Origin of the sequence: Streptomyces sp. NPDC006393, from assembly GCF_040628575.1 — a bacterium.
Lineage (GTDB): Bacteria > Actinomycetota > Actinomycetes > Streptomycetales > Streptomycetaceae > Streptomyces.
The window spans coordinates 16,462-38,124 of record NZ_JBEXZD010000083.1; the positions used below are offsets into that span (position 1 = coordinate 16,462).

The window sequence follows — 21,663 nt, forward strand, 5'->3', positions numbered from 1 at the left end:
GGGTGACCACAGCCCCGGGCTACCCGACATGACGAGACACGCTCTCATCAGCCTTCCAGGCGAAGCTCCTCCTGGTCCAAGCGGACGCTGAGCTGGCTTCCCAGCTCGCGAAACCCGAGCGCCCGTGCGACATTGCGGGAGGCCATCGGACGGGCACGCCACTGGGGGAGCAGACCGTCGACGAGTGCCTGCGCCACCGCCGCAGAAGCGACCTGCCGCGCCAGCCCCCGGCCTCGTTCCCCCGGCGCGGTGAGCACGCACAGATGGGCGGCGGCCGCGGGCCAGACTCGAAACCCCGCCGCAGCCACCACGTCCGCGCCCTTGCGCACGACGAACGCAGCGGAGGTGATCTCGTCCATTCCGCTCTCACCGGCGTCCTCGGCCGACACCGACTTCACCAACGCCCTCAAGTCCTGATGCCCGGGGAGCAGCCGTTCAACGGAATGGTCAGCCGACGCCGGGCGGAAGCCGTCGCGTGACACGTATCCCAAGACCGCCGGACCGAGCATGTCATTCACGGGCAACACGGAGCGAACCGCTTCCGAAGACGTCAGTGAGCTGGTCGGCATCACGGCCAGGAGCTGACGCAGAACCCGCGCGTCACTGTCGGTCGGCGCCGTGACGATCGCAGACTCGCCCAGCACCACGATCCCGGTCCACGAAGGCGGAGCCAGCCGCGAGGCGGGCGACGCGACTACGTTGAAGCCCCCCGCCAGGGGGAACGACACCGGCACAGTGGCCAGCGTTTCCCACACGACCTGAGCCTGTTTCAGCAACGGGTCATCAGCCATCAGCCGATCCTGCCACCCCGGCATCACAGACGCCGAGGGATTCCTCAGAAGGCCGGACAGGCGCCCGGTGAAGGCCGGCGAACTGCTCACGGTGTTCGGTGTCGAGGATTGATCCTGCCGGCATGCTAGCCTTTCGGAGGCCGTGCGAGAGAACGAGGAGGTGGTACCCGTGAACGTATCGACGTGGGTGCTCTCCTCCGGGGTCACGGTCGGGCGATAGGTCGTCCGGGAGCGCCGTTCTGCGCACTCCCGAAAGGCACGACCGTGCAATTCACTTCCGAACAACGCCTCGACGACGGCATCCTCGAGCGCGAGTTCACCCTCGGCGAGATCCCCGGCATCCTGTGGACGCCCGCATCCGCCTCCTCATCCGCACCGGCGCCGCTGATCCTGCTCGGCCACCCCCCGCTCGGACTGCACAAGATGTATCCCCGACTGGTGGCGCGGGCCCAGCACGCGGCGGCGGATGGCTTCGCCGCGGCCACCATCGAGCTCCCCGGCAGCGGTGACCGGCCCCGTTGGGCCGCCGTCGAGAAGGCCCGCGCCGACCTGCGCCGGGCGATGGAGGCCGGCGAGCCGGTCGACGACCAGATCATCGACGCCCTCGTCCTCCCGCTCGTCGAAAAGTCGGCCCCGGAATGGCAGGCCGCACTGGACGCCCTCCTGTCGTTGCCCGAGATCGGGGGCCCGGTCGGGTACTCGGGGGGAGTGATCTCCATCGGCATCCGGCTTGCGGTGGTCGAGCCGCGCATCGTGGCCGCCGGCCTCTTCGCCGGGAGTCTCGTGCCGCGTTCCATGTTCGAGGAGGCCCGCCGGGTCACCATTCCGCTGCACGTTCTGCTGCAGTGGGACGACGAAGGGAACGACCGGCAGGCGGCCTTGGACCTGTTCGACGCCTTCGGCTCCAAGGAGAAGACCCTGCAGGCCAACATGGGCGGGCACACCGGCGTCCCGCAGTTCGCGGGGGACGCCGCGGCCGGTTTCTTCGCCCGGCATCTGCGCTAGCCGCGGGCCGGCCCCACCGTCGGACCAGTAGACGGTAGGCAGCGCGGGCCGGCACGCCGCTCATCAAGGACAGGTCCCAGCCCTCCTCGATGACGGTGGCCGGCAACCGCGCTACCGCCCCGATCGCGGCGGTAGCGGCCATCGGCGGTACCGGCCGCAGGGCAGTCGGATGTCAGACGCGGCCGGTGCTGCCCGCTGTCCGCATGGCCCATGCCAGGCAGCCGAGTGCGCCGGTGGTGAGCAGGGTGCGGGCGGTGTTCCAGTGCACCCATGCCGTCTCGAACCGTTCCCGTACCGCCGCGGGATCGTGGATGTGGGCCGGCGTTCCGGCGTCGGCCAGGTGGTTGTTGAGCGGCACGTTGAAGCCCATCGTGATCACGAGCGAGGCCGTGTAGAGGACGACGCCGGCGATGATCCAGGGCAGGGCGGGCCGCCCCTGTCCGCTGCGGTGGAGCACCGCGGCGGTCACACCGAGCACCAGGGCGCCGCCGAAGGCGAGGGTGAACCAGCCGTTGAGAATCGCCGTGTTCACCCGCTGCATCGTCTCGATGAACGTGCGGTCGTCGGCCCGCGCCAGGCCGGGCATCACGGCGACGGAGAAGGCGAAGTACAGTCCGGCCATCAGGCCGGTGGTGAGCGTGGCGGCAAGCAGTACCAGGCTGCGCAGGTCGCCGGTCATGGCAACTCCTCGGGTCGGGCGGCCGGCGGGAAGCGGTGCGGGCGCGAGCGGTGCCCGTGGTCTGGGCGGTGTGGATGGCGTGTTGCGCGTCATGGCTTCAGTGAATCCGCGCGGCACGTCGCCCGGCCATCGCCGAGAAGCTCATCCCCATACGCGGGCGTCCAGACCTAGTCTGTGGTCATGGACGCACTGGCCACCCTCCTCGACGGCCCGCGGGCGCGCGGCGCGTTCCTGCTGCGGTCGGTCCTCACCCCGCCCTGGGCGGTCAAGGTCGCCGACCTGGCACCGCTCACCCTGGTGCACATGGTCAGGGGCGACGCCTGGATCAGGACGGACGACGGGCAGGCGCGGTCGCTGAGCTGTGGCGGCATCGCGGTGATCCGCGGACCGGAGCCGTACGTCGTGGCCGGCGACCGGAACACCGAGCCGCAGATCGTCATCCGGCCCGGCCAGGTCTCGACCGACGTCGACGGCAACGAACTGTGCGAGCAGATGGACTTGGGAGTGCGGACCTGGGGTGACGACCCCGACGGGGCGCACGGTGCCGGGAGCGGTGCGGGGGAGGAGGCCGCACTGTCCGCGGTGATGATCAGCGGCACTTACCAGATGCGCGGCGAGATCAGCAGCCGTCTGCTGTCGGCCCTGCCGCAGGTGCTGGTGCTCGCGCCGGACGCCTGGTCCAGCCCGCTGCCCGCGCTGCTGAGCGAGGAGATCGTCCGGGACGAGCCCGGCCAGGAGGTGGTGCTCGACCGGCTGCTCGACCTACTGCTGATCGCGGTGCTGCGGACCTGGTTCGCCCGGTCCGAGGCCAAAGCCCCTGCCTGGTACGCCGCCCAGAGCGACCCGGTCGTGGGGCCGGCGCTGCGGCTGCTGCACGACGATCCCGCCCACCCCTGGACCGTCGCGGACCTGGCCGCCAGGACCGGGGTGTCGCGGGCCGCCCTCGGCCGCCGCTTCACCGACCTGGTCGGCGAGCCGCCGATGGCGTATCTGACCGGTTGGCGGCTGGCGCTGGCCGCGGACCTGCTGCGCGAGCCGGACGCCACCATCGCCTCCGTCGCCCGAAGGGTCGGCTACGGCAGCCCCTTCGCGCTCAGCGCGGCCTTCAAACGGGTCCGCGGTCTCAGCCCGCAGCAGCACCGGGAGCGCATCGCGGCAGCCGCCTCCTCCTGATGGGAGTGGCCTTCCGGCCCGCTGCGTGTCGTTCGACTTCGTCCGGGTGCGGCACCCCGGCTTGCGAGGGTGCCGCACCCGGAAACCGGTGGCTGCAGGGCGCTGGTCAGGGATGGTGTCGGTCGTGGCTCGGGGACGGCAGGAGCGGGCCTGTCGGAAGCGGGCTCCGGCGGGCAGGCTCCCGTCGGCCGGTCAGCAGAACCAGCCGTCCTGGACCCAGCCGTGGCGGTTGATGTCGCCGTAGGCGAAGCCGTAGGCCCAGCCGCTCTGCTTGCTCTCGACCAGAAAGGTCTGGCCGTGGTAGAGCGTGCCCATCCAGGCGCCACCGGGGTCCGTACGGACGTACAGGTCCTGGGCGCAGACGGTTTCCCGGACGCCGATCCTTCCGTCGGCGGCTTGGGCGGTTCCGGTGCTCACGCCGAGCAGCAGCGCGGCGCCGATCGCTGTGGCGAGGGCACTGGTACGGAGGGTGCGCGGTGCCGACATGGGGGTTCCCTTCGGGTCCGGACTCACCAGGAGTCGTAGCCGCCGATGCATTCGATGCGCACATAGCCCCAGTCGTTGGGGCCGAAGTCGAAGGTGGCCGCCCAACCGTTGTAGACGGGGTGGACGCCGGGGGTGTGGCCCACCTTGTCCCCGTAGTAGAGGGTGCGAAGGTAGCCGCTGGGACCGCTGGAACTGTTGTAGTTGGCGTAGAAGCTGGCGCTCTGGCACACGATGACCGCGTGCTCGGGCACCACGGCCGCGTGCGCGGGGGATTGCAGCACCGCTGCCGTGGCCACGGCGGCTGCGGTCGCGGCAAGTGCCCTCTTGACGTGCCTCATCGCTGATCGCCTCCTTCAGAGGGTGACGACCGGTATCGGTCAACGCGCGTAAACGGTACCGAGTACTTGTCATGTACTCAACCTTCGGTTGGGACAAGGGAACGGCCGGCCGGCCCGGGTCGTTGGACAGGCATGGGGCTGAACATGCGAACGGGACATCAGGGGACCGGCCCCGGGGCGATCACCCCGGACGGCTGCGCGGTCGAGCTGTACTCGCGGCTGCCGGTCGGGACCGAACCGGACATCGTCGCCGCGGCCGTACCGCCAGGTGCACGCGTCCTGGAGCTGGGCTGTGGCGTGGGGCGCGTGACTCATCCGCTCCTGGAGCGCGGATTTGCCGTGACCGCTGTGGACGAGTCCCCGGAGATGCTCGACCGAGTCCGCGGGACGCGCACGATATGCGGCCGGATCGAGGACCTCCAGCTGGGCGAGACGTTCGACGTGGTGATGCTCGCTTCGTTCCTCGTGCACGCCGGAGACGTTGAAGTGCGGCGGGCGCTGCTGCGTACCTGCGTCCGGCATCTCGCTACGGGCGGCTGCGTGCTGATCCAGCGAGAGGGCGAGGACTGGCACACGAACCTGCCGCGTGAGCGTGTCGACCCCAGCGGGTTCACGGTGCGGATCGTGTCGGCCGAGCCGACCGGTGATGGGGCGAACTCGGTATATGCGGAGTACGAGTTCCCGGATGCCACATGGACACAGACGTTTGTGTCCCGGCCGCTGACGAAGGAGCAGTTCGAGGGGGCGCTCGCGGAGGTGGGCCTGAAGGTGGACAAGTACCTCACGGAGGACCGGACCTGGGTGCGGGCGCGACTGGCCGCTTACAACGGCTGACACAATGAGGTGGACGGCTGCCGGCTGCCGTGTCCAGGGCGGGAGTCAGGATCTCGTACGTGCTGCGCACCGGGATCCAGCGGAATTCGGTACGCCGACCGGCGACCCGGCCTGCCCTGAGCGTCACCCGCAGCCGCCTGGGACGCCTCGCCCTTCAAGGCTTGCTCTCCCGACCCGGACAAGGCTTTGCCACAGACGGACCTGACGGCCGTCAGACATGAAGCGTAGGCCGGTAGATGAGCTCTTGGATGTGGCCGTCGAGTGTGCGGTGCTCGACCAGCTCAAGGTCGAAGTCGCACGCCCCCTGGAAGATCGGATCCAGCCCGGTCCGACCGGTGATCGCAGGGAAGAGCGTGACCTGGACGCGATCGACCAGACCGGCGGCCATCAGCGCCCGGTTCATCGACAGGCTGCCGTGCGAGCGCAACGGGACTTCGGACTCCTCCTTGAGCCGGGCGATGACGTCGACGGCATCGCCCCTCACGACGGTCGCGTCCGGCCAGTCGAGAGGGCCTTCCAGCGTGTTCGAGACCACCGTGGCCGGCAGGCTCCTCATCCGTGTGACCCATGGGTCACGGACCTCGGATTCCTCGGTGCTCGTGGCCAGCATCCGCGCGAACAGCCGATACGTGTGGGCACCGAAGACCATCCGCTGCTCCTCGCCGTACAGGGCGAGGCGGTGGTCGAGCAGCTCGGGGCCTTGCTTGCCCCAGTAGCCGGTCCAGTTCCCGCCGGCGGCGCCGTAGCCGTCGAGGCTGGAGAAGACGTCGAAAGTGTAGGTGGCGGTCATGGTGCTCTCCTCGGGTGCGGTTGATCCGTGTCGGGGATACAGACCGCACGCCACGGCAGAACTCATCGCCGTTGCTCTCCTGGCATCCGGCCCCTCCCACACGGTCCCGTTCCCAGGCCGTCTGGGCTCATGGAAGCGACGTTGGCAGTGCCCCTGACTCACACGCGTGCCCCACGACGACTCGGCTGCCGATCAGGAACTGCTGTCAGGAGCGGGTGGCGGTCGCGCAGCCGTTGCGCGTGGACGTCGTGCCGTTGCTCGTGCCGATCGGCTTGCTGCGGTCGTACGGATCGACCTGATGGGCAGCGTCGACGGGCTGGTCGTCGGCGGTGCCGAACGGGGGCACGAGGTAGCCGGTGGGGCCGGAGCACCCGCCGTTGGTCATGTCGAATGCGTACGAGACGAGGGACATCGTGTTCGGTTCGGTGATGACCTTGGCCGGGTCGTCCCAGCTCATCACCACCTTGCGCCGCACTATCGTGCGGACCACCTCGGCGTCCCGCCCGCTGCCGCCGGCCGCTGGGGTGACCGGGTACACGAAGGTGACGTCCGCCGTCACCTCGACCGCTCCCCTCCTGCCCTCTCGGTACATGAGCCGGCCGCGGGTCTTGACGACGTCACCGACCAGCCGGGACTGCTCCGGGCGGAAGCGGCTGAACAGCAGCAGCGGATCGGTCTCAGGAGTGGGCACCCTCGACGACAGGGCGGCGCGGAGGTACTCCTGGACGTCTTTCTGGTGCGGATTCAGCAGTGCGATGGCCTTCGTGGGCCGCTCACCGCGCAGTACGCCGGAGTCGAGCGCCGCGGCCACCATGAAATCCTTGCTCCGCCGCAGCGCCAGCTCGACCTGCGCGGCGTCCATCCAGCCGGTCGCCTTGGCCTCCGGCACCGTGATCCCGGCCGCTCCGTCGGCCCAGTGGGCGGCGGGCGACCCCCGGAAGGGCTCGGCAAGGGTGGGGCGCAGAGCCGGCTCCGCGCCGGGAGCCTCCCGCGGCCGCTCCGACTCGGCAGCCGACGGCGCCCCGGCCTGCCCGCCGTCGTCGCCACCGAACCAGCCGACGACCGCCTGCGGGCGCAGCGCCACGACGAGGAGCGCCACGGCCGCGACCAGCCCGGTCACGTACCAGCCCGTCCTGCGGCGACGCCGGGCCGGTGCGTACGTGCGCCAGCCCTCCGGCTGCCCCGGGCGCTCCCGCAGCCGCCGCGCCACCTCGCGAGCGCGCGCGGACGGCTCCACGGGGGCACCGGCCGCGCCCGCCACCGACTCACGGAGGAAGCGCTCCCACTCCTCATCGGACACGGACGACCCGTCCTGCCCCCCACCGTCGCGCACACCGCACCCCTGTTCCCGCTCGATTCCCGATGGCTCGCTCCTTCGATCGACTCAGCGGCTGTGCGCCAGTCCATCCAGAGCCGCCCGCATGATCGCATGACTTGATGCCATGTTGGGACCTGCTGTCCTACTGGAGTGGTACGGGACATGGCGGCCCTCCGGTGCGGACGAACGGGTCTGTCTAGAGCACGAATCCGTGCGGGAACGGATCGCTCGGGTCGAGCAGGTAGTTCGCGGTGCCGGTGATCCAGGCCCGGCCGGAGAACTCGGGCACGACGGCGGGCAGGCCGCCCACCTCGGTGGTGCCGACCAGGCGTCCGGTGAACCGGGTGCCGATCAAGGACTCGTTGACGAACTCGGTGTTCAGTGGCAGGTCTCCGCGCGCGTGCAGTTGTGCCATCCGCGCCGAGGTGCCGGTACCGCACGGCGAGCGGTCGAACCAGCCGGGGTGGATGGCCATGGCGTTGCGGGAGTGCCGGGCAGTGGAGTCCGGGGCCAGGAACTGCACGTGCTTGCAGCCGGCGATGAGCGGATCGACCGGGTGGACCGGCCGGTTCTGCTCGTCGACCGCCCGCGTGATCGACAGCCCGGCGGCGAGGATCTCGTCCTTGCGGGCCCGGTCGAACGGCAGGCCCACCTGGTCGAGTTCGACGACGGCGTAGAAGTTTCCGCCGTAGGCCATGTCATAGCGGACGTCTCCGAGACCCGGCACTTTCACGATGGCGTCGAGTTCGAGCGCGAAGGCGTCCACATTGCGCAGGGTGACCTTCTCGGCCCGTCCGTCGCGGACCGCTACCCGTGCCTCGACCAGTCCCGCGGGCGTGTCCAGGCGCACGGTGGTCTCGGGTTCCGTGACCGGGACCATCCCGGTCTCCACCAGGACGGTGGCCACACCGATGGTGCCGTGCCCGCACATCGGCAGGAATCCGCTGACCTCGATGTAGAGCACGCCCCAGTCGGCGTCCGGGCGGGTCGGTGGCTGGAGGATCGCGCCGCTCATGGCCGCATGGCCGCGTGGTTCGTCGACGAGGAAGCGGCGCAGTTCGTCCAGGTTCTCCACGGCGTGACGGCGGCGTTCGGCCATGGTGGCGCCGGGGATCGGCCCGACGCCGCCGGTGACGACGCGGGTGGGCATGCCCTCGGTGTGCGAGTCGACCGCGCTGATGGTACGGACCGACCGCATCAGGCAGCCTGCTGCTCGAGGGAGGCGACGGCGCGGGCCATGTCGGCCTGGACCCGCTCGCGCAGCCGCGGAGTCAGCGGTCCGCGCGGCGGGCGGCACGGGCCGCCGAACCGGCCGACCTGCTCCATGCCGAGCTTGATGGCCTGGACGAACTCGGTGCGCGAGTCCCAGCGGAAGGCCGCGACCAGCGGCTCGTACAGGGCGCGGGCCTCGGCCAGCTTGCCGGCGGTGGCCAGGTCGTACAGGCGGGCCGACTCCGCGGGGAAGACGTTCGGGAAGCCGGCGAACCAGCCGGTGGCGCCCATCAGCAGGCTCTCCAGTACGACGTCGTCGGCGCCGCTGATCACCGCCAGGGCGGGCGCCTGCTCCTTGATCTCCAGCACGCGCCGGACGTCACCGGAGAACTCCTTCACCGCGACGACGTTGTCGATCGAGGAGATCTCGGCGAGCAGGTCCGGGGTGAGGTCGACCTTGGTGTCGAGGGGGTTGTTGTAGACCATCACCGGCAGACCGACGGACGCCACTGCCTCGAAGTGCGCCAGGATCTCACCGCGGTTGGCGCGGTACATGGTCGGCGGCAGGCACAGCACGCCGTCGGCGCCGTCCTCGGCCGCGATCTCGGTCCAGTGCCGGGCCTGGTGCCAACCGACGCCATGCACGCCGACGACGACCTTCCCCGAGTCGCCGACCGCCTCGACGGCGGTGCGGGCAACCCTGCGGCGCTCCTGGTCGGTCAGGGAGGAGTACTCGCCCAGCGAGCCGTTGGGGCCGACGCCGTGGCAGCCGTTGTCGACCAGCCAGCGGCAGTGCTCGGCGTACCGGTCGTAGTCGATGGCCAGGCCGGCCGGCGCGGAGGCGTCCTCGCGGTACGGCAGGGCGGTGGCCACCACGACGCCGCCGAGGGAGGCGTGCTGCTTCTCGGTGTCGCTCATGAATTTCTGCTCCGTCTTCCTACATCGGGGGGTGGGATTCGGTGTCGTCGGGGAGTGGTTCGGGAGCGGCGGCCAGTTCGCCGAGCCGGATGGGCTGGGCGATCGGCCGGTGGTGAGGTCCGGCGGCCGGCAGGCCGTCGGCCGGGCACTCGGCGGTCCGGCCGGTCAGCCGAGCGCCGAGCTCGGCGACCGTGGGGCCGCAGATACGGCCCTGGCAGGGACCGAGACCGGCACGCGTCTCCAACTTGGCGACCCGCGCGCCGCGGCTCGCCGCGTTGCCGGCGGCCCGGCACAGCGAGGCGTAGTCGGCCTCCTCGCAGCGGCAGACGATCGTCTCGGGGCGCAGCCACTCTGGCCACGCCGCACCGATGGGGTGTGCGCCGGCCAGCCGCTCGGCGAAGGCACGGCCCTGGTCCCGGCTGCGCCGCAGCGGGCCCAGGGCGGGGGTGTCCGGGGCGCCACCGGCGGCGAGCCATCCGGCGAGCGCGCCCTCCGCCCGTGCGGCCGGGGCGCCCGCGATGCCGGTGATCTCGCCGGCCGCGTACACGTTCGGGCAGCTGGTGCGCTGGTCGTCGTCGACGGCGACGAACTCACCGCCCGGTGTGCCGCGCAGCGCACAACCGGCGGCCACGGGCAGCTCCAGTTGCGGGCTGAAGCCGTGGCTGACGCATACCGCGTCGACCGGGACCGCGCGCTCGGTGCCCGGCACCACCGACCAGTCGGCACGCAGCCGGGCGGTGACGACCTCCTCCGCCCTGCCGTCGCCGCGTGCCTCGACGGCCGTCCGGCCGGCGCGGCAGGGCACCCGGTGCCGCAGCAACAAGGCGGTGTACGCGGCGAGTTCACCGGCCTTGCCACCGTATGCGGCCAACTGCCAGGGCCGCCGTGCCCACCCGCGGGCGAGGGTGGCCACCGTGTTGGCCTCCAGCACCTCCAGGACGCGGGAGCCTGCCTGAAGCAGCGAGGCGGCCACCGGCAGCAGGAAGGGTCCCGTACCGGCCACCACCACCCGGTCACCGACGACGACCCGCTCACCCTTGGCGAGTGCCTGCGCGGCGCCGGCGGTGAAGACACCGGGCAACTCCCAGCCGGGGAACGGCAGGACTCGGTCGTGGGCGCCCACGGCGAGCACCAGCGCGTCGGGGTCGAGACTCAGGCGGCTTCTTCGGCCGCCGTCGGCCGGGCCGCGCACCACGTGCACCCGCGGGACTCCGGGCTCGTGCGGGTCCGGGCGTTCCAGGGCCCAGACCGAGGTCTCGGGCCACCAGGCGCACCGCGGGTGGGTGAGCACCCGGCGGCGGCGCCGGTCGAAGGCCCGCCGGCCGTGCTGGAGCCGCTCGGGGCGAGCGGCGCCGTAGGCCTCGGGCGGCATGCGGTGGTACTGGCCGCCGGGCCGGTCCGCCGAGTCGATGAGCGTGACCCGGGCGCCGGCACCGAGTGCGGCCTCCGCCGCGGCCAGGCCCGCGGGGCCCGCACCGACCACGACCACATGGCGCGCCGTCACCTCTCCTCCTCCTCTGCCGGCAGGCCGAGGTGCTTCTGGTCCCCGGGGCCAGTCGCCGGGCCGGTCGCCGGTCCGGTCTCCGTCTTCGGCTGCCGGTCCTGTGTGGTCACCACGTCGCCGTCATGGGCCCGGCGGCGGCAGGCACGGACGTCGCGCTCGCCGCCCACGGTCACCAGACAGTCGAAGCAGACGCCGATGCCACAGAACACCCCGCGAGGTGCGCCGGAGCGTCCCCGCCGCCAGGCCAGGCGGCCGGACGCGAGCAGGACACCCGCGATCGTCTGGCCCGCGATGCCGTCGAGGGGTTCGCCGTCGACGGTGATCCGCAGCGGCCTCTCGTGCCGTCCGACGGCGTCGGACTCGGCGCGGACACGTCTGGGGCTCATGCCGTCTCCTCACTCGCGGGGGCCGGGCGGCCGCCCAGCACGGCGGGACGGTCCACTCGGAACGGGGTCGTGTCCAGCTCCGTCGGCTGACCGAGCATCAGCTCGCGCAGCAGCCGCGCGCTGCCCACCGACAGACCGATGCCGGCGCCCTCGTGGCCGCCGACGTGCCAGAGACCGCTCAGCCTGGGGTCGGCGCCGATGACGGGCAGGTGGTCGGGGACGTAGGGCCGGAATCCGCCGTAGGCGCGCATCACCGGCACCCCGGCCAGCGCCGGGAAGAGCCGCAGCGCCTTGGCGGCGACGGCCGAGAGGACCGCGGGGCGCAGCCGGTCGTCGAACCCGACGCGGCGGCGCGAGGAGCCGATGAGCAGGCTGCCGCCACGGGTGGACTCCACCACCGCCGAGGTCTGAAGCTCCTCCGCGCTGCTGCCGACCGCTCCCACGTAGTCCGCGTCGTAGACCTTGTGGAAGACCATCGGGGGCACGGGCGTGGTCACGAGCACGTCGCCGCGCCGGGGCCGGATGTCCACCGGGGCACCCAGACGCGCGGCCAACTCGCCCGACCAGGGGCCCGCGGCGTTGACGAAGCAGTCCGCCTCCAGCAGGCCGGTCGAGGTGCGGACCGCGGTGATCCGTTCGCCGCGGGTGAGCGCACCGAGCACCTCGCAGCCGGTCCGCAGGGTGGCGCCCGCCGCGAGGGCTTCGGTGAGCAGGGCGGCGGCCGCGGCGGCAGGCTGCACCTGGGCGTCTTCCGGGTAGTGAACGGCGGCGGCGTGGTCACGGGTGACGTACGGTTCCGCCGCGGCGAGCGCGTCGGCGTCGAGGATCTCGGTGTGCACGCCCGCCGTGCGCTGGCCGGCGGCGAAGCGGGTCAGCTCGCGGGCTCCGGCATCGGTGGTCGCCACGACGATGCCGCCCTTGGGCTCCCACTCCACCGCCCGCGCCGCGTGCGCGGACCGCTCGGCGACAGCCGCGAGCACCTGCGGCCACAACCGCCGGGACAACTGGGCGAGTTGCAGCTCGGGACCCGGTCCCTTGTCGGAGACGAGCACGTTGCCCTCCCCGTGCGCCGTGGTCGCCGACGCGGCGGCATCGCGCTCGACGACGGTGACCTCGAATCCGGCCAGGGCCAGCTCGCGGGCACAGGCGCAGCCGACGATTCCGGCACCCACAACCACTGCCGACGTTCCGTACATCGAACTCTCTCCGTTCGTTGAACCGAACGACGGGAAACGTATGACCGGACAAGAGGCCTGTCAACGGTCACGCCGAAGAGAGTTCCGCGGCCTCGCCGCGGCGGGCTATCCCTCCGCCGGGCGGGTGCCGCCGGGTCCCGGGTCGGACAGGTGGAGCCGCTGCTCCGCCCGGTACTGCAGCAGCAGGACCGAGCGGACCTCGCCGTCGAGCGCCATGTAACTGTGCGGCCGCGACGCGTCGAAGCACACGTAGTCGCCCGGCCCGAGCTCCACCTCGTCGTCCTTCACTCGCACACCGAGCCGGCCGGCCTGCACGATGGTGTGCTCAGTGCCGACATGGCCGAGTGACTCCTGCCGGCGCCCGGACCGTACCCGCTGGTCGAAGACCTCGATGACCGCATCACCGGACTCGATCCGCTGCAGTGGCCGCAGATCCACGCCCTCGCCACTGAGGACCTCCGTCTCCGCCGCGCGCACCACGGTCAGCTCACCGGCCGGCCTGGCGTCCAGCAGGTCCGAGATCGGCACCTCGAGCACCCTCGAGAGGCTGAACACCGTCTCGATGGTGGGGTTGCCCGTTCCGGATTCCAGCTGCGACAGCGTCGCCTTGCCGATCTTCGAACGCCTGGACAGCTCGGAGAGCGACAGCCCCCGCTGTGCCCTGGCCCGTCTCAGATTGGCCGCCAGCATGCCCCGGACCGAACCCTCGGAGACGCTCACAACCTCACCCTTACCTCTCTACTGTCGCTTACCTCTCTACTGCCGTTCGCTATACCGTACGACGATTGTGGCGGCGCGTTCGTCACACGGATCAGGATGGGGCCTTCTCCCGCAGTGCACCACCTCTTCCGGCACGTACGCGGGTGTCACCAGGTGCGGCCGTGGCCGAGCTGGGCGAGGGCCAGGTCGAGCATGTCGGCGAAGAAGTCCGCGGCGGTGGAGTCGATGCACAGTGGCGGCTTGATCTTCAGGATGTTGAGGTGGTCCCCGGTGGGCTGGACGATGACGCCGAGGTCGAGCATGCGGTCGCAGAGCTCGGCGGTCTCCTCCGTGGCCGGCTCCAGGGTGGTGCGATCCCTGACGAGTTCGAGGCCGAGGTAGAGGCCCGTGCCATGGACGGCGCCGATGATGCCGTAGCGGTCGGCCAGTGCTTCGAGCCGGCGCTTCAGATGGCCGCCGACGCGCACCGCGTTGCCCTGGAGGTCCTCGTCGCGCAGGGTGTCCAGGACGGTGAGGCCCACAACGCTGGAGACCGGGCTGCCACCGGTGGAGGAGAAGAAATAGCCCTGATCGCGGTAGCGGTCGGCGACCTCCTTGGTGGTGATGACGGCACCCAGGGGGTGCCCGTTGCCCATGGCCTTGGCGACACAGACGATGTCGGGGACGACCCCCTGCTGCTCGAAGCCCCAGAACCAGTGCCCCAGACGGCCGTATCCGACCTGGACCTCGTCGGCGACGGCCAGGCCGCCGTGGCGTCGAACCGCCGCGTACACCTCGGCGAGATAGCCCTCGGGAAGGGCGACTCCTCCGGCGTTGCCGTAGAAGGTCTCGCCGATGAACGCTCCCGCCGGACGGTCGGAAGCGGCCAGCTCGTCGATCACCGCGACGGCCTCGGGCGCGTACCGCACGGCATCAGCCCCCCGGTGCCGGCCTCGGTAGGAGTTGGGCGAGTCCACCGTGTGCACCCAGCTCGGGCGGGTGGCCAGGGCGTTCGGGTTGTCCTGGAGCGAGGTGGAGACCGCGTCGGAGGCGTACGTCCAGCCGTGGTAGGCCTCGCGCAGTGCGACCACGTCGTGCCGGCCGGTGGCGCCGATGGCCAGCCGAAGACCCAGATCCACCGCCTCGGAACCGGAGTTGACCAGGAACACCGTGTCCAAGGGGTCGGGAAGGAGGCCCGCGAGCCGTTCGGTGAACTCCACCACCGAGGCATAGTGGAAGCGCGAGTTGGTGTTGAGCCGTCGCAGCTGCCGGGAAACCGCCTCCTCGACGCGACGGTGAGCGTGTCCCAACGGGGTGACGTTGTTGACGATGTCGAGGTACGAGCGGCCCTCGGTGGACAGCAGATGGTGACGCCAACCACGCTCGATACGGGGAGGGTTGGCGTAGTAGTGCTCCTGTACGGTGGCGAACGCGGCGTCGCGCCGGTCGAGCAGGTCGCTCTCGCGGGTGCGGTCGGCGCCGACCGGGAGGCCGAGGAGCGGGGCGGGGTCGGCGGTCAGCGCGAGCCAGCCGGCGGCGTACTCGGGCCGCACCAGGCGCGGGACAGCAGGGCCGTCGGCGGCGCGCAGCGCGACGTGGACCGAGGCGCCGGAGCCGAGGCGGGCGATGTCCTCGCCCGCCTGCACCGTCGAACCGGCGCTGACCACGGGCCGGACCGAGAGGCTGAAGGACAGCGACAGCGTCCGCGCACCGTAGGTGAGGTCCACCCGGCCCGGTGCCGCGGCGAGGACCCGCCCCGGGGCGGGCGCCTGCACCAGGGCATCCCGGCCGAGCCAGAGGTCGATTCCGGTGGGCACCGTGGCCGTGGACACCGATGACAGCGCCGGTGTCCGAGTGAGCCGCGCGTGGGCGTACCGGGTGGCGACCGCGGCCGCTCCGTCCGCGAGCGCGGACGCCGCCAGCCGGGCCTCGGTGCCGGCGTCCATCCAGGCGCCGTCGTCCATGGAATCGCCGTCGGTGGACAGGTCGAGGAGGGCGATGTCGCCGGCGGCGAGGCCCCGCACGAGGGGGCGCACGGGCGTACCGGCCCGCACGGTTCGGGCAGGCGCGCCGGCCATGCCGGTCGTTTCCCTGACGAGGTGGATCATCACCGGGAGGGGCAGCGAGGTGGCCTGTTCGAATATGCGCCACTCGCGGTCGAGGGCGGCCTCGGCATAGGCGTTGTCCTCGTCGACGGCGGCCTGCTGCCGCCCGCTGGCCACCAGGACGGAGGCGCGCAGGACCACGAGCGGCCACAACGCCTCCGCCTCCTCGGGGGAGAGCGGTCGAACGTCGTGGAAGGCGCGGACGGCCGGCAGCAGGTGGTGAGGCTCGATGCCGTCGTGGTGGAGCATCGAGGACAGCGACACGGCGAGTTCGCCGACCGCCCAGCTCGTGGTCAGGTCACCGAAGTCGATGACCCCGTCCGGCATCGGCGGACGGGTCTCGGGACGGCAGATCAGATTGTCGTCGGTGAGGTCCAGGTGTACGGCCTGCGACGGCAGCGCGGCGGCGAGCCTTTGGACCTGTGTCCAGGCCTCGGCGGTCGCGGTCTGGACAGCGGTGCGCCGGTCGGGCTCGGCGATGTACCCGGCGAGCTTGGCGACGACGCGATCGGCGTGCTGAGGGTCCCACTGGAGTACGCGGTCAAGGCCCGGGTGCCGGAAGTCGCGCAGTGCGGTGCTGACCTTTCCGACGATGGTGCCCATGGCCGCCACGGTGCCGGGGGACAGGTGCCGTGGTCCCGAGAGCGTGCCGCCCGGCAGGTGGCGAAGCAGGCGCGCGACGGCCGGACCGTTCTCGGTGTCCACCGTTGCGCGACGCGGGGAACCGTCGGGGCCGCGCAGGACGGTGGCGATGCGCAGTTCCGGGCGGGCCGAGGCGATCGAATCGGCCGCGGCGTCCTGAGCCTCGATCTCTACGGCACCGAAGGCGGGGTTGGCGATCTTCAGAATCGCCGCGGGCGTCCCGTCGTCGGCGTGCAGCAGGAAGTTGGCGTCCTGCTGGCTGCCCAGCGACTGTGCGCGAGCAGTGACGCCGAGGTGTTCGGCGGCGATGAGCGCAGCCTCGGCCGGCGCCACGCGGGGTACGGGAAGGGCGTCCTCGGTGAAGAAGTCGATCGTGCGGTACTCGTCGGGCAGCATGCAGGTTCCTCGGCTGGTGTGGGCAAACAGGGCTGAAACGCTCGGATGCCTCAGTCGACATGCCACAAGAAGCGGTGCGTGTGAATCCCGAAGTACGGGAAGTTCTCCACGGATGCGACACCCTCGACCGGCCGCACGACGTCGTTGATGAAGTCCAGAAGATCCCGGGGCCGGCTGCACACCACCTCCGCGAACAGATCGAAGCCGCCGGCCGTCAGGACCGTGTACACGACTTCGTCGTGCCGCGACAGTTCATCGGCGACCGCCCGGGCATCGCCGTCGACGCGCAAGCCCAGCAGTGCCATCGTCTGCCGGCCCATGGTCATCGGGTCGGTCACTCCGACGACCTGGACCGCCTTGGTGTCGATCAGCCGCTGCAACCTGAGCCGTGCGGCCGAGGGGGACAGCCCCACCTTCGGGCCCAGATCGGCGTAAGGGATCCGGCCGTCGACCTGCAGCTCCCGCAGGATGGCCCGGTCGGTGTCGTCCATGCAGCACCCTTCTCTCCGGCGTAAACGGCAATCTACACGCCTGTTTCAAGCACAATGCTGGATCTGCACGCTCGAATCAAGTATCGGAACGATCGATTCGATCGAATCGCGTGTACTCGCCTCGTCGGCACTCCACAGTCCTGAGCGTGTGCCGCTGCTGTCGCCGTCATCGTCGGTGGAGACTGTGGTTGTTACTCACTTTCGGGTGGGGGCTGGGTGGCGGGGTGGGGGCGAGGAGCGGTGTTCGTGGTGGTGGCACCGCCTGATGGGGCAGCAAAGGAGGATTCCGTGCATTGATGGAGCATGCAGGCGAGAGTCGCAGAATTATGGGTGATCCGTAACATCGCTCGTGTATTGCGCGTATTTCCCGTGTCGGCGGGGAGGGTGTGGTGCGCGGCCGTCCGGCCGACACCGCCTTCGCACCGCGACGGGTCAGAACGGAGCGAGATCATGCAGACCGCCACCGCATCAACCGATCGACCGTGGGAGCATGCCCCGGCGGACGACTTCCTGCTGGCGCCGCCCAACCCCGCAGACCGCATTGCCTGCCGCATCGATCCTCGCGACCTGCGGCGCCTGAACCTGTACGCGGCGCTGACCACGGCCGGAATCGCCCCCTGGCCAGGAGACCGGGAAGCGATCGAGACGCTCAGTGCACTGCCCGACAGCGTGCACGAAGCCCTGCACCACTGGCTCAGCTCCGGCAGGTGACACGCTTTGACGCCGGGGCATGGCAGGTCGGCGTCGAGGCGGTACAGCTGCAGCTGCGTAAGCCGTGCCCCCGGCTTACGCAGCTGCGCGACGAGCCGTCAGATCGCCTCTGCTGAGGGGGAGATGAGTGTGCGCAGCCGGATTCGGCTGGGTTCGCAGGGCCCGCTCGTTCGATGTCTTCGACCGATGCCTTCGGTCGCTGCCATCGACCGATGCCTTCGACCCGCCGAGATCGCCTACAGAACGCTGTCGCCCACGGTGAAAATCATGGTGCGGAAGGGCGCGAGTTCTTGGAGACGCGCTGCATCGGCGCCGCACGCGCGTCCCTCGGCTGAGGCGAACGCGGTGCGCAACTCGTCCATCGTGTCCCAGTCCAGCTCAGCGACCATGTAGTACGGGGAGCCGCCTCGAACGGCGACCAGGTCCCGGCCGACCGTGTAACGGCGCAGCCCCGGGAGGTGCCGTGCGAGCGGGATGTGGACATCGCGATAGTGCTGGTCGAAGAGTTCGGGGTGCGTGGGCGTCTCGTACAGGGCGAGGAAGCGTGCTGTCATCGGGCAGCCCTCCGGTACTGGGTGAGGACGGCGGGACCGATGTGCTCGGTGTCCGGCAGTTCCAGGTCGGTACGTGGGCCGTGGGCGGGGAAGAGCCGGAGGTCGGCTCGGGCCGAGGTGTCGGCGTCGGACGGGGTGCGGGAGGTGGCCGGCTTCGCCGCCGCGTGCATCCATGCGGCGTACGGATCCCGGCGGCCGGGCCGGATCCGCGCCGACCTCTGCCAGGTGAGGCGTGCGAGCGGCGGCACCCTCTCGTCCAGCGCCCGGCCGAGGCGGTATCCGTCCTCCATGCCCACCGCTCTTCCGCCGTGTCCGGACGTCCGGCCGCCCAGCGGCGCGCCGGGCGATCCGCCCGGGTCGGACATGATTCCGTCCGGTGTGATCAACGTGGCAACGCTGATACTCATGTGGGGTTTCCCTTCGGTTCGGTGTTCACCGGTACGTACCGGTCGCACCGCCCCGACTCATCGCTCCCGCCGGAATTCGTCGGCGGGAGTCTCGCGTGGCAGCCCGAAGGCGTCGAAGACGCGCGGATCGGCGAACACGACGTTGCGCGCGACCCGCCCTGCGGTGACGGTGAGGACTTGCAGGGTGTGCAGGCGATGGCCGCCGCCGGACTGTGGCGCGTAGGCGGCGAGCGCGGGCTGCCCGTTGGCGGTCAGCGCATGCATCGCCCAGCCGGTACCGCGCAGGGCGAACACTCGCTCCATGAACCGGCCGTAGTCGCCGCTGCCTCGGTACCACAGCGGAACGGGCGGCATCTCCAGCACCGCGTCATCGGCCAGCAGCCGCACCAGTGCCGGCACGTCCGCCGCCTCGAACGCGTGCATGTACCGCTGGACCACCGCACGCACCTCGGGATCGTCCGGCTCGGTGACCGCGTCGGCATCGCCCGCCCCGGCGAGAGCGGCACGTACGCGCTGGAGCGCGCTGTTGACCGCCGCGACCGTGGTCCCCAGCTGCTCGGCGACCTCCGCGGCGGAGAACCCAAGGACCTCGCGCAGAACCAGCACCGCCCGCTGCCGCGCCGGCAGGTACTGCACTGCCGCGACCCACGCCAGTCGCAGGTCGGTCCGCACCTCCGGGTCGAACCGTGCGTCGGGGAACGGCTCCAGCCAGGGCACGTCGAGCGCCGGCGCCAGCGACGCCCCGGGATCGTCGCTGGGCGCCCCCAGCCCGGAGGGCAGCGGCCGCCGCCCGCGCCCCTCCAGTGCTGTCAGGCACGCGTTGGTCGCGATCCGGTACAGCCAGGTCCGCACGGACGCCCGCGCCGGGTCGTAGCGGTCCCGGGCCTTCCAGGCGCGCAGCAGCGTCTCCTGCACGAGGTCCTCGGCATCGTGGAACGAGCCCAGCATCCGATAGCAGTACGCCGTCAACTCACCCCGGTACGGTTCGAATTCCACCGGCCCATCATGCCGCACGCCGTCCTGGGCTCCCCGGGGGCGAGGCTTCGGCGCAATGAGTCAGTACGGTCACCAGGCGCCGGCCGGCGCCCTCCCGGTCCGGCGCCCGGTGGCAAGCAGTCCGGGGCCACGCCCGTGGCGATGACCGCGTATAAGCCCCGGCCGAGCCCGGTACATCTACTGCTCGACTCGTGCCACATTCTGTGGCATATTTTCTGGCATGACGGCGACGATCGAAGAGCTGATGAAGAACGCGGTGGACGCGCGACGGGTTGCCCAGAGCGCGATCACACTGGCAGTGCGGGAGGCACGTGCTGCCGGCTGGTCCTGGGACAAGATCTCCACGGCTCTCGGCGGGACGCCGAACGGCGAAACCCTGCGCCGCAATTTCGGCGGCGAGACGGAAGCCGGGTCATGAGCGACGAGGCGGCGGGCGCTGCCCCGCGTCCGTTCGCGGAGGTGGTTGACAGGCGGCAGCAGCTCGTGCGCGAGCATCACGACACGCTCGCCGCCTTGTTCGACGCGAACACCTTCCGCCACCTCGACCGGCTCGGCATCGCCGCCGGGTGGCGCTGCTGGGAGGTCGGCGCCGGAGCTGCCACCGTGCCGACATGGCTGGCCCGGCGCGTCGGCTCCGAAGGTCATGTCCTGGCCACCGACATCGACGTCACCTTCCTGCACGGCACGGAGGAAGTCCCGTACGAGGTCCGCCGGCACGACATCGGAGCACATCTCCCACCGCGACGCGGCCCTGCACGCCATGACGCAAGCCCTGCGGCCAGGGGGCCGGCTGCTGATCGAGTCCGCCGATTCCCGACTGCAACCCCTCGCCTGCCCTGACGAGACGGGCCCCGCCCAGAAGCTGGCCAACCGGATCCGGCAGGCATGCTGGACGCTCCAGGCCCGCCGCACGGACCTGGGTTACGGACGCACACTGACCCGTCGGCTTCGCGACGCCGACCTCGTCGACGTCCAAGCCGAGGCATGCTTCTCCCTCGCCGGGCACGCCGAGGTCCGGTTCGAGCGGACCATGATCGAACGGGCGCGAGAACGTCTGATCGCCTCCGGGATGGTCACCGCCGAAGAGCTCGAACAGCATCTGGCCAACGTCGATGCCGGACGGCTCGACCTGACCGCCTTTCCGGTCGTTTCCGCCTGGGGCCGCAAGGCACGCTGCTGACAAGCTCAATCCGGCTCGTGATCAACGTGGCGGAGCGGCGGCTCTCGCCCAATCCGTCGGAAACAGCCGGCCTGTGGATTCTCACGCCGTGTGCTGTGGCCGGCGGGGTACGACCCCGACCCCGGCCGCCTCTCTGGCGTGCCCTGGGAACATCAGGTCATCGGATCTTCGCGTGGCTCGGTGGACGACCGAGGTGACGGCATCCCCTCCGAGTCCGCGTCGAGATCGACCCTTACCCACGGCAGTTCGTCAAGCTGTGCGATGATCCGGCTCCAGCCACCGCTTCGCGCACCGCCGGTGGGAGCCGCGTCGTCCAGCCAGATCTCCGTGCCGGGCGGAAGATCCTCCGGTCCGCGCTGGGTGCCGATGACGAGGGTGAACTCAGGGTCATCAGGACTGCTCCGGCAGTGGTACAAGTCCCCGTCGAGCCACGCTTCCAGGGCAAAGTCCGCGAGGATCGCCCGCCCGTGGCGGCCGCCGGGAAAGAGCAGAAGCAGAGTGTCGCCCCGCACGGGCACGTCGGTGTCAGCCACACGGGCGGCCAACTCCTTGACAGAGACGGCGGGTTCGACCTGGAGACCGAAGCCGGTGCGGTGCGAGCCGGTCACGGTGACGATGCGGTACGGCACACCGCATCTTCCCACCTTCCTGCGCGGCTCTTCCCCCGAGACCGTCACAACTGACCGACACCGAGCCATCGTTCCGCAGTGAGGACTCCGTGACGTCTCCCGACTGTCTCCGACCCTCGGGCCCGCCGACCTGAGCACCGCGCCCTCCGCCGCCGCGTCCGAGGCCGTGCTACGGGTCTCAGGGCTCGCCCGGTCCTACCGGCTACCGCGCGGTCGGGGGCGG

Annotated in this window: 24 protein-coding genes; 6 read left to right on the top strand and 18 right to left on the bottom strand. The window is 71.1% G+C overall.

Translation table 11 applies throughout. The annotated features are described in order from the left end of the window. Positions 1-47: 47 nt before the first annotated feature. Entirely contained in the window at positions 48-791 is a 744-nt protein-coding gene (locus ABZ484_RS27715) for a GNAT family N-acetyltransferase (protein ID WP_358868645.1), read from the bottom strand. A 264-nt stretch (positions 792-1,055) separates the two neighbouring features. On the opposite strand from ABZ484_RS27715, the gene ABZ484_RS27720 reads away from it, so the two are divergent. Continuing rightward, a complete protein-coding gene (locus ABZ484_RS27720; protein WP_358868646.1) occupies positions 1,056-1,796 on the top strand; it encodes an alpha/beta hydrolase in 741 nt (246 codons plus the stop codon). A gap of 172 nt (positions 1,797-1,968) precedes the next feature. On the opposite strand, the gene ABZ484_RS27725 is transcribed toward ABZ484_RS27720, so the two are convergent. Continuing rightward, positions 1,969-2,475, bottom strand: a complete 507-nt coding sequence (locus ABZ484_RS27725) for an anthrone oxygenase family protein (protein WP_358868647.1) — start codon at positions 2,473-2,475, stop codon at positions 1,969-1,971. A gap of 180 nt (positions 2,476-2,655) precedes the next feature. Here ABZ484_RS27725 and ABZ484_RS27730 point away from each other — a divergent pair, with 180 nt between their 5' ends. Beyond that, on the top strand, positions 2,656-3,648 hold the full coding sequence (locus ABZ484_RS27730) for an AraC family transcriptional regulator (protein WP_358868648.1): 993 nt from the start codon (positions 2,656-2,658) through the stop codon (positions 3,646-3,648). Between the two features lie 192 nt (positions 3,649-3,840). Here ABZ484_RS27730 and ABZ484_RS27735 read toward each other — a convergent pair whose 3' ends face one another. Then, positions 3,841-4,134 (bottom strand): hypothetical protein, encoded by a 294-nt coding sequence (locus ABZ484_RS27735; protein WP_358868649.1) that lies wholly within the window; start codon positions 4,132-4,134, stop codon positions 3,841-3,843. 23 nt (positions 4,135-4,157) lie between these two features. Next, the gene (locus ABZ484_RS27740) at positions 4,158-4,472 is read right to left on the bottom strand and encodes a hypothetical protein (RefSeq protein WP_358868650.1); all 315 of its coding nucleotides are present in this window, start codon (positions 4,470-4,472) and stop codon (positions 4,158-4,160) included. Positions 4,473-4,616: 144 nt separating this feature from the next. On the opposite strand from ABZ484_RS27740, the gene ABZ484_RS27745 reads away from it, so the two are divergent. Next, positions 4,617-5,306 (top strand): class I SAM-dependent methyltransferase, encoded by a 690-nt coding sequence (locus tag ABZ484_RS27745; RefSeq protein WP_358868651.1) that lies wholly within the window; start codon positions 4,617-4,619, stop codon positions 5,304-5,306. Between the two features lie 211 nt (positions 5,307-5,517). On the opposite strand, the gene ABZ484_RS27750 is transcribed toward ABZ484_RS27745, so the two are convergent. The 10 genes from ABZ484_RS27750 to ABZ484_RS27795 all read right to left on the bottom strand — a co-directional run bounded on the left by ABZ484_RS27750 (position 5,518) and on the right by ABZ484_RS27795 (position 16,963). After that, the gene (locus tag ABZ484_RS27750; RefSeq protein ID WP_358868652.1) at positions 5,518-6,096 is read right to left on the bottom strand and encodes a dihydrofolate reductase family protein; all 579 of its coding nucleotides are present in this window, start codon (positions 6,094-6,096) and stop codon (positions 5,518-5,520) included. Positions 6,097-6,301: 205 nt separating this feature from the next. Beyond that, complete coding sequence (locus tag ABZ484_RS27755) at positions 6,302-7,396, bottom strand: hypothetical protein (protein ID WP_358868653.1); 1,095 nt, start codon at positions 7,394-7,396, stop codon at positions 6,302-6,304. A gap of 214 nt (positions 7,397-7,610) precedes the next feature. Next, entirely contained in the window at positions 7,611-8,612 is a 1,002-nt protein-coding gene (locus ABZ484_RS27760) for a proline racemase family protein (protein WP_358868654.1), read from the bottom strand. Further along, positions 8,612-9,544 (bottom strand): dihydrodipicolinate synthase family protein, encoded by a 933-nt coding sequence (locus ABZ484_RS27765; RefSeq protein ID WP_358868655.1) that lies wholly within the window; start codon positions 9,542-9,544, stop codon positions 8,612-8,614. Before ABZ484_RS27765 ends, ABZ484_RS27760 begins: the two co-directional genes overlap by 1 nt. 19 nt (positions 9,545-9,563) lie before the next feature. Beyond that, positions 9,564-11,048, bottom strand: coding sequence for an FAD-dependent oxidoreductase (locus ABZ484_RS27770; protein ID WP_358868656.1), 1,485 nt, complete (start codon positions 11,046-11,048; stop codon positions 9,564-9,566). Continuing rightward, positions 11,045-11,434, bottom strand: coding sequence for a (2Fe-2S)-binding protein (locus ABZ484_RS27775; RefSeq protein WP_358868657.1), 390 nt, complete (start codon positions 11,432-11,434; stop codon positions 11,045-11,047). The genes ABZ484_RS27770 and ABZ484_RS27775 overlap by 4 nt, the downstream gene beginning before the upstream one ends. Then, positions 11,431-12,630, bottom strand: a complete 1,200-nt coding sequence (locus ABZ484_RS27780) for an FAD-binding oxidoreductase (RefSeq protein WP_358868658.1) — start codon at positions 12,628-12,630, stop codon at positions 11,431-11,433. The genes ABZ484_RS27775 and ABZ484_RS27780 overlap by 4 nt, the downstream gene beginning before the upstream one ends. A 105-nt stretch (positions 12,631-12,735) precedes the next feature. Continuing rightward, on the bottom strand, positions 12,736-13,350 hold the full coding sequence (locus ABZ484_RS27785) for an XRE family transcriptional regulator (RefSeq protein ID WP_358868659.1): 615 nt from the start codon (positions 13,348-13,350) through the stop codon (positions 12,736-12,738). A gap of 146 nt (positions 13,351-13,496) precedes the next feature. Continuing rightward, positions 13,497-16,472 carry an aminotransferase gene (locus ABZ484_RS27790; RefSeq protein WP_358868660.1) on the bottom strand — a complete coding sequence of 992 codons (2,976 nt, stop codon included), beginning with the start codon at positions 16,470-16,472 and terminating at the stop codon, positions 13,497-13,499. Positions 16,473-16,522: 50 nt separating this feature from the next. Further along, positions 16,523-16,963: an Lrp/AsnC family transcriptional regulator gene (locus tag ABZ484_RS27795; RefSeq protein ID WP_358868661.1), complete on the bottom strand. Its 441-nt coding sequence runs from the start codon at positions 16,961-16,963 to the stop codon at positions 16,523-16,525. 450 nt (positions 16,964-17,413) lie between these two features. Between ABZ484_RS27795 and ABZ484_RS27800 the strand changes: the two genes are divergently transcribed. Then, the gene (locus ABZ484_RS27800; RefSeq protein WP_358868662.1) at positions 17,414-17,674 is read left to right on the top strand and encodes a hypothetical protein; all 261 of its coding nucleotides are present in this window, start codon (positions 17,414-17,416) and stop codon (positions 17,672-17,674) included. A 236-nt stretch (positions 17,675-17,910) separates the two neighbouring features. Here the strand turns inward: ABZ484_RS27800 and ABZ484_RS27805 are convergent, their stop codons facing one another. From ABZ484_RS27805 to ABZ484_RS27815, 3 genes are read right to left on the bottom strand one after another with little or no spacing between them, the layout of a single operon-like run. After that, the gene (locus ABZ484_RS27805; RefSeq protein WP_358868663.1) at positions 17,911-18,228 is read right to left on the bottom strand and encodes an EthD family reductase; all 318 of its coding nucleotides are present in this window, start codon (positions 18,226-18,228) and stop codon (positions 17,911-17,913) included. Then, positions 18,225-18,635 (bottom strand): hypothetical protein, encoded by a 411-nt coding sequence (locus tag ABZ484_RS27810; RefSeq protein WP_358868664.1) that lies wholly within the window; start codon positions 18,633-18,635, stop codon positions 18,225-18,227. The genes ABZ484_RS27805 and ABZ484_RS27810 overlap by 4 nt, the downstream gene beginning before the upstream one ends. A 57-nt stretch (positions 18,636-18,692) precedes the next feature. After that, the gene (locus ABZ484_RS27815) at positions 18,693-19,649 is read right to left on the bottom strand and encodes a sigma-70 family RNA polymerase sigma factor (RefSeq protein WP_358868665.1); all 957 of its coding nucleotides are present in this window, start codon (positions 19,647-19,649) and stop codon (positions 18,693-18,695) included. A gap of 202 nt (positions 19,650-19,851) precedes the next feature. On the opposite strand from ABZ484_RS27815, the gene ABZ484_RS27820 reads away from it, so the two are divergent. After that, positions 19,852-20,049: a hypothetical protein gene (locus tag ABZ484_RS27820; protein WP_358868666.1), complete on the top strand. Its 198-nt coding sequence runs from the start codon at positions 19,852-19,854 to the stop codon at positions 20,047-20,049. Between the two features lie 342 nt (positions 20,050-20,391). Continuing rightward, entirely contained in the window at positions 20,392-20,811 is a 420-nt protein-coding gene (locus ABZ484_RS27825; RefSeq protein WP_358868667.1) for a hypothetical protein, read from the top strand. A gap of 152 nt (positions 20,812-20,963) precedes the next feature. Here the strand turns inward: ABZ484_RS27825 and ABZ484_RS27830 are convergent, their stop codons facing one another. Next, entirely contained in the window at positions 20,964-21,440 is a 477-nt protein-coding gene (locus tag ABZ484_RS27830) for a hypothetical protein (RefSeq protein ID WP_358868668.1), read from the bottom strand. Positions 21,441-21,663 lie beyond the last annotated feature (223 nt).

Bases quoted from the DNA above. Each gene is read 5' to 3' on its own strand.
- ABZ484_RS27715 (WP_358868645.1), bottom strand. From the start codon at position 791: ATGGCTGATGACCCGTTGCTGAAACAGGCTCAGGTCGTGTGGGAAACG.
- ABZ484_RS27725 (WP_358868647.1), bottom strand. From the start codon at position 2,475: ATGACCGGCGACCTGCGCAGCCTGGTACTGCTTGCCGCCACGCTCACC.
- ABZ484_RS27730 (WP_358868648.1), top strand. From the start codon at position 2,656: ATGGACGCACTGGCCACCCTCCTCGACGGCCCGCGGGCGCGCGGCGCG.
- ABZ484_RS27735 (WP_358868649.1), bottom strand. From the start codon at position 4,134: ATGTCGGCACCGCGCACCCTCCGTACCAGTGCCCTCGCCACAGCGATC.
- ABZ484_RS27740 (WP_358868650.1), bottom strand. From the start codon at position 4,472: ATGAGGCACGTCAAGAGGGCACTTGCCGCGACCGCAGCCGCCGTGGCC.
- ABZ484_RS27745 (WP_358868651.1), top strand. From the start codon at position 4,617: ATGCGAACGGGACATCAGGGGACCGGCCCCGGGGCGATCACCCCGGAC.
- ABZ484_RS27750 (WP_358868652.1), bottom strand. From the start codon at position 6,096: ATGACCGCCACCTACACTTTCGACGTCTTCTCCAGCCTCGACGGCTAC.
- ABZ484_RS27760 (WP_358868654.1), bottom strand. From the start codon at position 8,612: ATGCGGTCGGTCCGTACCATCAGCGCGGTCGACTCGCACACCGAGGGC.
- ABZ484_RS27765 (WP_358868655.1), bottom strand. From the start codon at position 9,544: ATGAGCGACACCGAGAAGCAGCACGCCTCCCTCGGCGGCGTCGTGGTG.
- ABZ484_RS27775 (WP_358868657.1), bottom strand. From the start codon at position 11,434: ATGAGCCCCAGACGTGTCCGCGCCGAGTCCGACGCCGTCGGACGGCAC.
- ABZ484_RS27780 (WP_358868658.1), bottom strand. From the start codon at position 12,630: ATGTACGGAACGTCGGCAGTGGTTGTGGGTGCCGGAATCGTCGGCTGC.
- ABZ484_RS27790 (WP_358868660.1), bottom strand. From the start codon at position 16,472: ATGCTGCCCGACGAGTACCGCACGATCGACTTCTTCACCGAGGACGCC.
- ABZ484_RS27795 (WP_358868661.1), bottom strand. From the start codon at position 16,963: ATGGACGACACCGACCGGGCCATCCTGCGGGAGCTGCAGGTCGACGGC.
- ABZ484_RS27800 (WP_358868662.1), top strand. From the start codon at position 17,414: ATGCAGACCGCCACCGCATCAACCGATCGACCGTGGGAGCATGCCCCG.
- ABZ484_RS27805 (WP_358868663.1), bottom strand. From the start codon at position 18,228: ATGACAGCACGCTTCCTCGCCCTGTACGAGACGCCCACGCACCCCGAA.
- ABZ484_RS27810 (WP_358868664.1), bottom strand. From the start codon at position 18,635: ATGAGTATCAGCGTTGCCACGTTGATCACACCGGACGGAATCATGTCC.
- ABZ484_RS27820 (WP_358868666.1), top strand. From the start codon at position 19,852: ATGACGGCGACGATCGAAGAGCTGATGAAGAACGCGGTGGACGCGCGA.
- ABZ484_RS27825 (WP_358868667.1), top strand. From the start codon at position 20,392: ATGACGCAAGCCCTGCGGCCAGGGGGCCGGCTGCTGATCGAGTCCGCC.